We start from the raw sequence: 12901 nt of genomic DNA on the forward strand, positions 1-12901 counted from the left end.
TTTCCGTTAGCTTTCCGGTGGAAGCTGTAAAAAATTCCGGAGAAGAGGCCCAACCCCCTGCCGCGGAACACGCGCATAGAGTGCAGCAAGGCTAGCCTAGCCTCGATGCAGTCGCGTACTCGTCTCCCCCTAGGTGTAGCAACAGGCGCGCCTTCGCTAGGTCGTAGACGGCCCCGCTCCAGGCGTCCCGCCTAGCCCTAGCGGCCTGCACCTCGCCGACTAGAATGGAATGGTCGCCGGCGGGGTACTCGGCCCAGAGCCTGCACTCCAGGCAGGCGAGCGCACCCTCGATGCACGGCGCCCCCACCCTGAGGGCTGGCAGGAACCTTACGCCCAGCGAGGAAGCCTTGTCGACATCCCTCCCGGAGACGGACCCGGCCTCCTCGACTACCCTGAGCATGCCCGCGTCGACAGGGTTCACCGTGAACACCCCGCTGGACTTCACCAAGCTGTAGGTGTACCTCTCCGGCGCCACCGCTACCGCTACGAGCGGGGGCTTCACAGATACAGGTGTGAGCCACGCGGCCGGCATGAAGTTCGGCCTACCCGAGGCGTCGACGGAGACTATGAGCGCGACGAGCTTGGGGTGGAGTAGCCTAGTGTGCCTCCTAAGCTCTACCTCGACGTACCCAACGCCTTGCACGGCTGTATTCGCGCTAAATCGACATATAATTTTTTAGACGCGCGCGCAGTTCAACCAGGTGGGCGAGGCTGTCCCAGTCCCCCTCGCTAGAGCCATTGCACGCGAAGTCAAAAAGACGCTCTTATAGCGCGCGTTCCGAAAAAGGTTTTCTCGCTCCTTGGTTTACAAACATGGGAGAAAGCTGAAACCGAGGATCTCCCCGGTTTACAAACCCAGGGAAAAAGGAAAAGGGAGAGTTTTTACGCCAGCCCGAGCCCCCTTAGCTCTTCGACGTCCTCCTCAAGCTCTCTCGCCAGCTCTTCGTCCTCCTCGAGCCTCGCCGGCGCGCTTCTCACGGAGGCTAGGAACTCCTCTACCGCGTCCAGCGCCTCGACGAGGCGCGCCTCGTACAGCCCGTCGCGCCTAAGAGTGCTCGCCAGTAGCCGCGAAAGCGCGCCGATGGTTCGCACGGTAACCCTCGGGTCACTCATGCTCGGTCAACACTCTTTCCCGGCCTCTCCCTCCACGCTGACCCCTGATGCCGCGCCCTCGTAGGGCGCCTCTTTCCACCATTTAAGGGAGGGGTGAAATATGGTTGGAGAGAAGATGATGGGGTATGAGGGGGTCGAGGGAGAGGTTAGGGAGGAGACGTGGAGGAGGGCGGCTTTAAGCCTCTACTCGACCGAGGTCGAGGATAAGAGGAAGGGCAGGACACATTACCGCGGCCTGTATCACACTGTGAGCGAGGTTGACTGGGACTTCACGCGCTTCTTGGTGAACGGCTACAGCGTTGTGCCGGACGAGGTCTACCCGAGGTTTCACCGCTTCCTCGACATCGACGCGAGGAAGTATCTTTTGCTGAACGACGACAGCAGGCCGAGGGAGGGAAGCGCTGTCGTAGAGCTACGCGATAGGCTACAGTCGATAGTCGACGCCGGCGCCGATGATCTTAGAGCCGAGAGGCATGGAAAGCACTGGCGCGTATACCCGCCCAGGGAGAACTGGTACGTGAGGGTCGCGAGACCCAACGCGCATAGCTGGGCTGTCCGCGTACCGCTGGAGGGCTTCTGGGTCGAATCGGAGTTTCCGGAGGTTCTAGTGAACACTCCTAGGGAGGTTCTCAAGAGCCTGCAGAGGGGGTGGATCCTTACGGATGTGACACCCCCTCATGGGCGCCGCAGCGACGTGCGTTTCGGCACTACCCAGAGCTGGCAACTTCCCAGTACGCTCGCGGCTTTTCCAAGCGACGATATCAGGCTCGGCATTAAAGCAGGAGTTCTCGGCAGTACCAGGATGAGCATTGAGTGGGAAGTGAGCATCTACGGTTACACGGAGGAGCTGGGCTGGGCCTCCACGCTTATCGGCGAGGTTAAACGTGTAGAATACCGCAGGTTGGTCGACGAGTGCAGAAAGCTCAACGGCGACCCAGTGGCTCTTTTCACTGCCTTCCTGGGAGACGGGCTACGCACATTCTTTCTGAGGATTCGGGTGCTCTTCTTCGGGATTGGCCACGAGATAGTTTACTTGCCGACGGAGAGCGCTGTCTTTAATGCCCGTTTGGCTGTGGAGAGGGCTAGCGAGTACGTGCGCTTTGTATCGCTGGTAACTAAGTGTCCAAAGATTAAACACTTCTTATTCGTCAGCCTCGGATTGCCGCAGAAGAGGGGCAGGAAAAATGGGCGGAGAAACAACCCGTTCTACGCAAACATTGCAGGAGCACAGCTACTCCTAGTCTACATCTCTACGATGAACCTCGTCTACGCTAGGATCGCGGTTGACGCTGTGCCTCAAGGCTGGTACGAGAAGGCAATCGAGGAAGGCTGGGACGTCCGGGTAGTTACCTCGGGCACTCCTTCGGGTAGCAAGAAGTACTACGCTGTGCCTCAAGGCTCTCTCTTCGAGCATGCCCGCCACGACGCAGAGCTACGCGCAACGCTCCTCGCCTTCACAAGGTACAAGGCCGAGCAGTACCCCAGAGCCTGGGAGCTCGTGAATCGCCTCGAAAAGCTGGGGCGAGAAAACTAAGGGTATAGACCACCAGGGAAAGGCGCCCGGCCTCCTCCCGTTTTGCGTCGAAGGGTGTGCTAGTCCTCGCGCGCGAACTCGTCCTCCTCGGCGCGCTCCTTGATCCTCCTGGCAACCTTCTCGGGGAGGGACTCGTCTTCAAGCCTCCTGGCGAGCGGCCTTACAAGGGTTAAGCCCTCCTTGTCGCGTATCTGTATCTCCCAGGCCCGCAGGTCGTGCGGGGTCTGCCTCATCTTCTCGACTATGATGTACCTCGTGAGGACTCCGTCCACTACTCTCCGCTTGAAGTGGATGATGCCGTCGGCGACGTGCTCTATACCCCACCCGAACGCGCTTCCAGTCGTGATAGCGTACTGGCTCGTAGCGTAGATCGTGAAGCCCCACTTGTTCAGGATACGCTTCACTGTGTAGCTATCCTCCCGGGCCTTGACGGGAGCCCTCAACCAGAAAGCGCTCATAGAGTCTATGACGAGCCTCCTCGCGGACCGCCCGAGCCTCTTCTTGGCCTCTATGACCCTGCTGAGCATCTCCTCCACTGCCAGCTCCCTCATCATCCACTCGTCCTCCTTCTCCCTCATCAAAGCGTCGATGATGATTAGCCTCCCGGACTTCTGGGCCCCCTCGAAGTCCATCCCGAACTGGGCGGCCTGCCTTACTATGCTCTCCCTGCTCTCCTCGGTCGTAACGTAGATCGCGCTTTCCCCAGCCTTCAGGCCCGCCCACACGAAGTGGAGGCACGCTATGGTCTTCCCCGTGCCGGGCATCCCGACGAGAGCCACGAAAAAGCCCTCCGGCACTCCGCCCGCGAGTAGCTTGTCGAGCCCAGCCACGCCCGTCGAAAGACGCCTAGCCTCCACCACTCCCCGAGAACACTACACGCAGAGCCCCCTAAAAAGTTTCCCCCAGTACGGAGGACACGGCGACCCGCTGGGCTTCACGCGCGTTTCGGAGCGATATATATACCTCGAGCGCGGCTATATACCCGTGGGAAGGCGCAGAGTAGCATTAGCACTCCTGGCGGTGCTCTTCCTAGTCTCTGCGCTTTCCTACGCTGTGAAGCACGCCGAGGCACCCGAAGTCTTCGAGTACGGTAGCGCCACCGTAGTCTACCGGAACCCGGTGCTAGCGCCGCCACGCGTAGTGGTTAAGATTCAGGGAGCCTCGCCCAGCGACAGGGTCGTAGTATCCGCGTACATCTGGGCGCCTAGCGGCGAGATAAAGCCTCTCGGAAACTACACGGGTACAGGCTCCGTCGAGCTGAACTACGGGAGGGTCAAGGAGAGCTACGAGGAGTGGGCAAGGCACCTTAGAAGCAGGGGCACAGACCCCTCCGCCGTGTCGATAGGCATGCTGATCCTCGCCACCATCTACAAGCCCGAAGAAGCCTACGCAACTATATCCGCGGTTCCCATCAAGCCGAGCGAGCTGGAAGCAAGTAGAGCAGTCGAAGTAACGCTAGCCGAGGAGCCCCTACCCATGCCTGGGAAAGGCGCGCCTCAGCCGCAAGCCACACAGCAAGGCTGGCCCCCGGAATACATACCCGACACGCAGAAACCGGGCTTCTGGTACTTGAAGAAGCAGTACTACGCCTCCACGAAGGGAGTAGCACTCGCAACCGTAGACATCTGGGGAAGAGTAGAGAAGCTGGACGTAGTGATTCTAAAGGCATCCCTCACAGCTGACAGGACTCTAGGAATAAGGATAGGCTTCTCCGCTCTAGCTGGCTTTAAGCCAACGGGGAGTAGCACCGTTTCGTGGAAAATCGCGGGCTACGCATGGTCCGCTGAAGACAAGCAGGGTGCAAGCCTGGACTACTACAAGGTGTTCTACTACGGCTCGGACTTCGACAAGGAGAGCGTGTTAGCCGTGGGCTTCTACGGAGACCTGGCGTACGCGGAGTACACGTACTACGACTGCAACTGGTACACGTGCGTCCCCCGCGGCACTGCGAACCTCACACTTGCGAGGCCAGCCGGAGGACAAGCCCTCACAAACAACCTCGCATGGTACACCGTGGAGCCGGACCCCTGGATCTACCCGTACGCCGCCGGCGAGACGGCAGAAGCCTACAAGCTCTTCTACCTCAACTGGAACAGAAGCCCGGAGAAAGTAGCACAAAACGTGTTCACACTGGACAGTATCAACGTAACAAGGGAGGTTCAGACGAGCCCCCTCTTCGCGCTTTCCCTGGACTTCGTAAAGCTCACGCTGGGAACCTCTCCCCCAGCTCCTCTGTTCGCAGTCTCTGTAGGCGGCGAATCCTCGTACTCGGCTAGCGTGCTAAGCTTTGCCTCCGCCACTGTAACTACGCAGAGGAACTACAGGCCCTGCGAGCTTCGGTACAAGTACCTCTACTCTCCGGTGAAGTACGGGCTTGGAGGGTACTACTACCCCGTCGCTACGATGTACGTTGACGTCTACATACCCTAAACTTTCTTTTTGGAATGTTTTCAGCATTAACGGGGAAAACCTGGAAAAATTACTCTGAACACGAAACTCTTGCGAAAAGAATGCCACAAAACCAAGCGGAAAAAAAAATACCCCCGCGTCACAATATACTTGACCAGCATGCAGAACGTGAACAAAGGTATTCTTCTAGTGGTCCTAGTAGCGCTACTTAGTCTTATCTTTCTTTTCTTTCTAGCTTTACCTGCTCGCGTAGAGCGTGGATCTCTTCAGGCTGGAACCCCTACGCCTTCCCTGAAGCTGGACTGGAGAGTCGCGGTTGTAAGCGACGACCCTGAATTCGTATCCGCGGTAGCCTCGTCGCTCTCCCCGAGGGAGCTCTCAGCGCTCCCGGCTGATAGCGCGGGTAGGGCTGTCGGCTACGACCTAGTCGTCGTGGGCTGGGACGCTCTACCCAGGGTTTCGGGCGACCCAGAGCTCGTGCTCTCGCTACTGCGGTCTGGGAGGGTTCTCGCCGTGTCGAAGCCCGGGGAGGATGCCCTCTACCAGCTCTTCTCGCGGGTAGTGAAGCCGGTGAAGCTCGGAGAGGGGAAAACGCCCCCCGAGGATCCCTTCGCCTTCCTCCCACTCATCGAGAGAGACGGCTACCTCTACCCGGGTTGCGGCTGCGAGGCTGTGCTCGTGGAGACGCAACCTAGGGGCGGGAAGCTCGCCGCGTACTATACCGTTACGCGGCTCGAGTCGAAGCAGTCTCTCGTATACGCGTTGATGAGCGTTCTACAGCGGTCTCGCCAAGAGGCTACAGCGGTTAGACTGGCCTCATATGTATCCACGTGGATGCGCGCGGGAATAGGCGTAGAGCCTGCGCAAGTCTTAGGAACCTACATAGGGCATTACACTAGCGTATGTTACGACGTTGTGGGCCCGGGCGACAGCATTGTTGGCTGTACAGACTTCGGGCTCGACGTGGGCTTAGGTATCGGCACGAGGTCGCGGAGCGACACGTACCGCTGGGTCGTAGAGGTGAAGCACCACGGGGAAAAGACTTGGAGTGGTTTCAGCCCTCCCGTTAAAATGCTTGGATTACTGTGGGTTGTGGAACCGAGTAGCGTGGTCGTGGATTCCCTGACAGGGGTGTTTCCGGATCAGCGGCTTAGCGGTCTAGAACCCGCGAGTCGGAGTGTAGACGGGCAAGTAAGCGTTTTTCTCGCAATCCCGCCGGGCATATTCCCCGCAGCGCTGCATGGCGTGTTCCAGCGGGTCACGTGGGAAAGCGATCTCGACTACTGCAGTAGCTCGTTCTACGGAGGCGCCGTGGCGTGTAAGGGTATTTGGAGGTGGGGGCTTACGGGCTACGATGGTAGCGGCTCCACGTTCTACCTCATGGCGAGCGTAGCGGAGTTCGAGGCGCTGGACCCGCTTTACTTCGACGTTGCAATAAAGGCTAACGGGTACTTCTACTCCAGCGGCGTAATGGTTCAGGCGTCCTCCGGGGTTAAACTCGTACACTTCAGGGCTTCAACCTCGACTCTGACCGCCCTGGGTGGAGGGTAGCCGCGGGCTCTACGCTTCGAGTACCGCGAGTAGCTCGTCTAGCCCCCTTATCCCGTCGCCGCCACTCCTGGAGAGCAGGTAGGCCCTCAGCCCGGCTTTCCGCGGGTTCTCGTAGTCGTGCACCGGGTCGTCGCCCACGTGTACCACCTCTTCGGGGCGGGCGCCCAGCTCCCTCAGTATTATCCTGAAGAACTCGGGGGGCTTCCCGGGCAGGGAGTAGTCGGAGGAAGACGAGAACACCCTGCGGAAAACCCCCCTCAGGAAGGGCTCCCTCTCCATGACCAGCTCTACGAACTCCCTGGAGGCGCTCGTGCTCAGCACCGCTATGAGCGAGCCTGGTAGGCTTTCGAGGAACCTCCTAGCGTCCTCGTAGACCCTCACGAGCCTTCCAGCCTCCCTCAGGGCGTCGCCGAGCCACTCCTCTATCCCGAACCTCTTGAACCAGTAGGACGGCTGGTACCACCTCATGTCCCCCGGGCCCACCTCGTCGTACGCAGAGTACACCAGCCTCTTCGCCTCCTCGAGGTTCAACCCGTGCCTCCGCGCGTAAAGCCTAGGCACGAGCTCCAGCCAGAAGTAGTCGACGTACTCCCTGCTAACCACGGTTCCGTCGAGGTCTAGAGACACGACTCTGACCTTCAAGGCGCGCCCCCACAGCCTACAAAGCCCCCCACAGCTTATAAGAATCACGCAATTTCCCAATGCTTTCACAGCCTCTTCCGACCCATTTTCTCCGCGTGCCCGGAAACCGCGGGAAGAGTGTTTCCGTGAGTTTCATCGGCGTGTACGCGCGCGTAAGCCTTAAAGCGGCGTGCCCCGGGGGTATGGGGGATGAGGGACTTGTTGGGGCTTGCGGAGCGGAAGAAGTCGCGCTTAATACTAGCGCTGGACTTCGTTTCCGGCGACCCCGCGGTGTTCGCCGATAGGCTTCTGGCGGCGCTGGAGCCGCTTGTCGTCGGTGTCAAGGTGGGCCTCCCCTTAGCCTTGAGGATGGGTTTCAGGGGTGTCTGCGAGCTCGTCGAGAGGTACGGGTCTGGGTACTACTTCCTCGCGGACTTCAAGCTTGCCGATATACCGGACGTGGTGAGGGAGGAGTTGGCGCTACTCTCGGAGGCCGGGTTCGACGGCTCCATAGTTCACCTCTTCCCCATGGGGCTCGAGGAGGCTTTGAGCGGGGTTCGCGGGCACGACGTGTTCGGGCTTGTCGCCATGAGCCACGCGGGTTCCAGGTTGCTCGACGAGCACTTCGAGGACTTGTTGCGCTACGCCTCGAGGCTGGGGATTAGGGGCGTCGTCGCCCCCGCGACGAAGCCGGGGCTGGTGGCGCGGGCGAGGGCTTTCCTGCCGGAGGACTACCTGATACTCTCGCCGGGGGTGGGCGCGCAGGGGGCGGAGCCGGGTAGCGCGCTCAGGCACGGCGCTACCTTCGAGATAGTTGGACGCTCGATAACGGCGTCCGAGGACTACTACGGCGCGGCGGAGAGGGTAGTGGAGTCGCAGAGGAGGGTGATCGGGGAGTGATAGAGGAGATACTCTGGGAGATAGGGGCTGTCAAGACCGGGGAGTTCAGGCTGACCTCCGGGAAGGTTAGCAACGTGTACATCGACCTCAGGAAGCTCCCGTCGCACCCCCAGGCCTTCAGGAGGGTTGTCGAGGCCCTCGCCGCGGTAGCCAGAACCATCGAGTTCGACGCCGTCTGCGGGATAGCGGTGGGAGGCCTACCCATAGCCACTGCCCTCGCGTACACGCTGGGCAAGCCCTTGATCTACGCTAGGCGCGAGAAGAAGGCCCACGGCACCATGAAGCAACTGGAGGGTGACTACGCGAGGGGTATGAAGGTGCTGCTAGTAGACGACGTAGCGACGACAGGGGGGACGCTTCTCGACATAGCAAGGCTCCTGAAGTCCGAGGGCTTAGAGGTGGTGGAGGCTCTCGTCGTGGTCGATAGGGAGGAGGGGGCATCCGAGGCCTTGAGGAGCGAGGGACTGAGGCTGAGGAGCCTCACGACGCTCAAGAAGGTCCTCTCGGCTCGCGCGTAGAAAGAAAGGTTTTTTTCCCGGGGCTACTCGACCCTGTAGCTCCGCACAACCCTGAGTAGCTCCTCGCTCCTCGAGTCGAAGAGGTAGAGGGGCCCCACGGGCTTTAAGCGTACCTCGGCGTTAAGCTCCGGCTGGGCGTGCTCCCTTTTCTCGGAGTACGCGGTGACCTCGAAGCCTTCGAAGACTCCGTGGAGTATCGAGCCCGTGCCGAGCCTCTCGACGCCCACGACCCGCACTGGGAGCCCCTCCTCGCCTACCTCGAGGTGCTGGGGGCGTATGCCGAGGATTACCTCGCCCTCGGCTAGCCCCTCTAGCTCCTCGGAGCGGATAGCGAGGTTGCCGAGGCGTAGCGTCTTCTCAGCGACCCTGGCTGGCAGGAAGTTCATGGGCGGTGTTCCTATGAATCCCGCGACGAAGGTGTTTGATGGCTTCTCGAAGAGCTCGTCGGGGGTGCCTACCTGTACCAGTTGCCCTCTGTTGATAACGCCTACGCGATCCGCCATCGTCATTGCTTCGACCTGGTCGTGGGTGACGTAGATCGTGGTTGTTTTCAGCTCGTCGTGGAGGAGCTTCCTCAACTCGAACCTTAGCTTTACGCGGAGCTTGGCGTCCAGGTTGCTGAGAGGCTCGTCGAGGAGGAATACCCGGGGCTTCCTCACGATAGCCCTCGCCAGGGCTACTCTCTGTTGCTCGCCGCCCGAGAGCTGGTAGGGGTACTTGGAGAGGTGGTTCGTAAGCCCTAGCATGGAGGCGACTTCGAGCACGCGCGCGTGGATCTGGTCCTTCGGGACCTTCCTCATCCTGAGCGGGAACGCTATGTTGTCGTAGACCGTCATGTGCGGGTAGAGGGCGTAGTTCTGGAACACGAAAGCTATGTCCCTCTCGCTCGGGTCTACGTCGTTCACGACTCTGCCCCCGATGATAACCTCTCCCTCGTCGGGCTCTTCGAGGCCCGCTATTATGCGTAGGAGCGTAGACTTACCCGACCCCGAGGGGCCGAGTAGCACGAAGAACTCTCCGCTCTCTACGCGCAGGTTGACGTTGTACACCGCGGCTACTTCCCCGAACCTCTTCGTTACGTTTCTAAGCTCCACGCTCACATCCCTCACCCTTTCTTCGCCGACACAACTACGCCCCTAATCATGTACTTGTTGAGCAAGACGTAGAGGATTATCGTGGGCAGGGAGGCTAGAAGGCTACCGGCTATGATCGGCGTGTACTCGGTCCACATGCTCCTGCTGAAGGCGAAGTTCAGCCCCACGGGTAGCGTGTAGTTTTCGGGGCTTCTGAGGAAGACGAGCGGCCCGAGGAAGGAGTTCCAGGCGCCCAGGAACTGGTATATGGCCAGCGCACCGAGCGCTGGCTTGGAGAGGGGGAGGGCTACGTAGACGAATGCTCTGAGAGGTCCTGCGCCGTCGAGCCTAGCCGCCTCGAAGAGCTCCCGTCCCAGGGAGAGGTAGTACTGCCTCATGAGGAATATCCCCGAGACGCTCGCAGAGCCCAGGAAGGCTAAGCCGAAGAGGTTGTCTATCAGCCCCATCTTCACTACGAGTATGTAGTTCGGTATCAGCGTGATGAACGGGGGTACCATGAGGAGCGCTAGAAGCGCGCTGAAGATCTTGTTTTTTCCGGGGAATCTGAGAAACGCGAATGCGTAGCCCGCCGTAGCGGAGGTCACGATGTTGGCGGCTACGACGAGCCCGCTTACGAGCGCTGTGTTGAGGACCCACCTAGGGAACAGGCTTAGCCTGAAGAGCTTCGCGTAGTTCTCCAGCGTGAATGGGTTCGGAACCCACTCGGGCGGGAACGCCGATGCCTGGGACCACGTCATGAACGAGGCTACAGCCGACCTGATGAAGGGCATGAGGTAGATGGCTGCGAGCACGCTCATAACGAGGTACGAGAGGAGTAGCACTATCCTCTTCTTCAGCGGAGCTCTCCGCATCTCACGCCACCCTGAAGTACTTCATCTTCTCCTGGATGTAGTAGTTGAGGGAGAATACTATCAGGAAGAGGAGCACGGCTTTAGCGGCGGCGTACCCGTACCTTAGCTGCAGGAAGGCTGTGTTGTAGATATCCAGGGCGACCGTGTACCCGGCGCCCCCGGGTCCACCGCTCTGCCCCGCCATGACCCACGCCAAGTCGAACATCTGGAGGGCCCCGATGCTTCCCAGCACCACAGCGTAGACTATGAGAGGCTTCATGAGCGGTATAGTAATGTAGATGAACCGTTTCAGCGCGTTTGCCCCGTCTATCCTGGCCGCCTCGTAGACCTCCTTCGGGAGCGCCTGTAGCCCGGCTAGGAAGGTCGCCGAGAAGTGTGCGCTAGTACCCCATATGGCAACGATGGCTATAGCCGGTAGGAGGAACAGCGGGTCGTTCAGCCAGTCGGGCCTGAAGCCCCCGGTTACAGCGCTTACGAAGTAGTTCACGAAGCCGTCCCTCATGAAGAGCCAGATGAATATCAACGATACTATGACAGGGCACGTCGTCGCCGGCAGGAAGTAAGCCACCCTGAAGAAGTGCGAGCCCCTCACCTTCTGGTTGGCGAGGACTGCCAGCACCAGCGCCAGTAGCGTCTGCGTTGGGACGACAAGGAGGGTGTAGAGAAGCACGTTGCGCAGACCGTTGAAGAACGGGGTTTTAAGGTAGACGAGGCGGGGGTCGGTCAGCATGATCGAGAAGCCCTGGACGAGCTCGCCGGCGAGCTTCGCGTAGTTTTCAAGCCCGACGAACTTCATGGGCGAGAGTATGTCCCAGTCGAAGAAGCTCAGCGCGAAGGCGAAGATCATCGAGAAGTACCCGAACACGAAGTTGAGAGTTAAGGGGTAGATCGTGAGCAGTATGAACGCCACGTGCTCCGGCTTTAACCTCTTCGATAGAAAAAACATTATTTTAACCCCGGGTTTAATCCCTTTTCCCTAGGATTTAAAGGCTTCTGCAACCTTGTCTTTCATCAGCCTTAGCGCTTCGTCTATCGTTATCTCCCCCCTGACCGCAGACTGGATGATCTGGTTTATGCTTCCCTCTATCTGTCCTGTCTTCGGGCCGTAGAAGAAGAGCGCCACGCGGTCGTACTTGTTCACGAACGATAGCTCCTTAGCGTGAGAGGGCCAGAGGTCTGGGTCGTTTGCTAGCGCCTTTATGGACGGGAGGGTATGACCCATCTTCACCACTAGTAGCTTCTGCCCTTCAATGCCTTCAACGTACTGCAGGAACTTCAGCGCCGCGTCCAGGTTCTCGGTCTTGGAGTTCACTCCGAGCGCCACGGTGTAAGCCATGCTTGCCCTGCCGGCGGGACCCTTAGGTAGCATCGCGAGGTCCCAGTCGGAGCCGTACTTGAAGTTGGGGAACTGGTCCGCGAGGTAGGGTATCATCCAGCTACCCTCGATAGTCATCGCGGCGAGCTGCTTGCCGAAGGCCTCCCCGTTCCAGCCGGCGTTCACGTCCGAGGGCAGGACTATGTAGCCCTCTTTACGCCCCTCCTGTATCTTGGCTATCATCTTCGAAATCGCGTTCCTAACCTCGGGCTTGTCGAAGTAGGCGGCGTCGGCCGCCGAGTCGAAGCGCGGTGGGGGAGCACCGTTGGAGACGAGGAAGGGTACCCACCTGTTGAGCTCTGCGTGTACGACTAGCCCGGGCTTACCGGTCTTCTGGTAGATGGTCTTAGCGGCGTTGAAGAGGTCGTCCCAGGTCCAGTCGGCGGTGGGCTCGGGTACTCCTGCCTGGGCGAACAACTTCTTGTTGTAGAACAGCGAGAGCACGGACCAGTCCTTCGGTAATCCGTAGATCTTCCCGTCAGGCCCCTTGAACGGTTCGAGGAGGAACGGGTAGAACTGGTCGATGAAGTCCTTGGGTAGCTTGTCGCCTATGGGGTAGAGAGCGCCCTTACTGATGAACGTGGGCGCCCACGCAGAGTCAACGTAGAATATGTCGGGAGCGGCGCCGGCCGCGTAGCTTGCTAGAATGTTCTCGGAGAACATCTGGGTTATTACCTCGTACTTGACGATTATATCCGGGTTAGCCTTTTGGAAGTCCTCGATTATCTTCTGGTAGTTCTTCATCTCTGTTTCTCCGGCGCTCCACCCGGCGAACCTTATCACGGCTACCTTGGACGGCGCGGCGGTTGGTTTAGGCCAGAGGAGTATGGCGGCTACTGCTAGGAGAACTACGGCGGCGAGAACTACTGCGAGCAGTGTCTTACTTAAACCCTTTTGCTGGGTTTTTTGCTCGCTCATCAGGAGTTTACTACTAA

General features: G+C 59.5%; 13 protein-coding genes. 5 read left to right on the forward strand and 8 right to left on the reverse strand.

Features of this window, described 5'->3' with window-relative positions; translation table 11 throughout:
• Positions 1-91: 91 nt before the first annotated feature.
• A complete protein-coding gene (locus TPEN_RS05865; RefSeq protein ID WP_011752804.1) occupies positions 92-643 on the reverse strand; it encodes a flavin reductase family protein in 552 nt (183 codons plus the stop codon).
• Positions 644-882: 239 nt separating this feature from the next.
• The gene (locus tag TPEN_RS05870; protein WP_011752805.1) at positions 883-1113 is read right to left on the reverse strand and encodes a hypothetical protein; all 231 of its coding nucleotides are present in this window, start codon (positions 1111-1113) and stop codon (positions 883-885) included.
• Positions 1114-1213: 100 nt separating this feature from the next.
• On the opposite strand from TPEN_RS05870, the gene TPEN_RS05875 reads away from it, so the two are divergent.
• On the forward strand, positions 1214-2647 hold the full coding sequence (locus TPEN_RS05875) for a hypothetical protein (RefSeq protein WP_011752806.1): 1434 nt from the start codon (positions 1214-1216) through the stop codon (positions 2645-2647).
• Between the two features lie 59 nt (positions 2648-2706).
• Here TPEN_RS05875 and TPEN_RS05880 read toward each other — a convergent pair whose 3' ends face one another.
• Positions 2707-3504, reverse strand: coding sequence for a KaiC domain-containing protein (locus TPEN_RS05880; protein WP_011752807.1), 798 nt, complete (start codon positions 3502-3504; stop codon positions 2707-2709).
• Between the two features lie 127 nt (positions 3505-3631).
• Here TPEN_RS05880 and TPEN_RS05885 point away from each other — a divergent pair, with 127 nt between their 5' ends.
• Both TPEN_RS05885 and TPEN_RS05890 read left to right on the forward strand, forming a co-directional pair.
• A complete protein-coding gene (locus tag TPEN_RS05885; RefSeq protein WP_052885210.1) occupies positions 3632-5077 on the forward strand; it encodes a hypothetical protein in 1446 nt (481 codons plus the stop codon).
• A 138-nt stretch (positions 5078-5215) separates the two neighbouring features.
• Positions 5216-6607: a hypothetical protein gene (locus TPEN_RS05890; protein WP_052885211.1), complete on the forward strand. Its 1392-nt coding sequence runs from the start codon at positions 5216-5218 to the stop codon at positions 6605-6607.
• A gap of 9 nt (positions 6608-6616) precedes the next feature.
• On the opposite strand, the gene TPEN_RS05895 is transcribed toward TPEN_RS05890, so the two are convergent.
• Positions 6617-7249, reverse strand: coding sequence for an HAD family hydrolase (locus tag TPEN_RS05895; RefSeq protein ID WP_052885212.1), 633 nt, complete (start codon positions 7247-7249; stop codon positions 6617-6619).
• A gap of 189 nt (positions 7250-7438) precedes the next feature.
• On the opposite strand from TPEN_RS05895, the gene TPEN_RS05900 reads away from it, so the two are divergent.
• Together TPEN_RS05900 and pyrE are read left to right on the forward strand one after the other, a co-directional pair.
• On the forward strand, positions 7439-8128 hold the full coding sequence (locus tag TPEN_RS05900) for an orotidine 5'-phosphate decarboxylase (RefSeq protein WP_011752810.1): 690 nt from the start codon (positions 7439-7441) through the stop codon (positions 8126-8128).
• Positions 8125-8646 (forward strand): orotate phosphoribosyltransferase, encoded by a 522-nt coding sequence (pyrE, locus tag TPEN_RS05905; protein WP_011752811.1) that lies wholly within the window; start codon positions 8125-8127, stop codon positions 8644-8646. Before TPEN_RS05900 ends, pyrE begins: the two co-directional genes overlap by 4 nt.
• Before the next feature lie 23 nt (positions 8647-8669).
• Here the strand turns inward: pyrE and TPEN_RS05910 are convergent, their stop codons facing one another.
• The 4 genes from TPEN_RS05910 to TPEN_RS05925 are packed head-to-tail and all read right to left on the reverse strand — an operon-like array spanning position 8670 to position 12884.
• Positions 8670-9746 (reverse strand): ABC transporter ATP-binding protein, encoded by a 1077-nt coding sequence (locus tag TPEN_RS05910; protein ID WP_011752812.1) that lies wholly within the window; start codon positions 9744-9746, stop codon positions 8670-8672.
• Between the two features lie 5 nt (positions 9747-9751).
• Positions 9752-10591 carry a carbohydrate ABC transporter permease gene (locus TPEN_RS05915; protein WP_011752813.1) on the reverse strand — a complete coding sequence of 280 codons (840 nt, stop codon included), beginning with the start codon at positions 10589-10591 and terminating at the stop codon, positions 9752-9754.
• 1 nt (position 10592) lies between these two features.
• On the reverse strand, positions 10593-11537 hold the full coding sequence (locus TPEN_RS05920) for a carbohydrate ABC transporter permease (RefSeq protein WP_011752814.1): 945 nt from the start codon (positions 11535-11537) through the stop codon (positions 10593-10595).
• Positions 11538-11567: 30 nt separating this feature from the next.
• Positions 11568-12884 (reverse strand): ABC transporter substrate-binding protein, encoded by a 1317-nt coding sequence (locus TPEN_RS05925; protein ID WP_148677981.1) that lies wholly within the window; start codon positions 12882-12884, stop codon positions 11568-11570.
• Positions 12885-12901 lie beyond the last annotated feature (17 nt).

The organism is Thermofilum pendens Hrk 5, from assembly GCF_000015225.1.
Classification (GTDB): domain Archaea; phylum Thermoproteota; class Thermoprotei; order Thermofilales; family Thermofilaceae; genus Thermofilum; species Thermofilum pendens.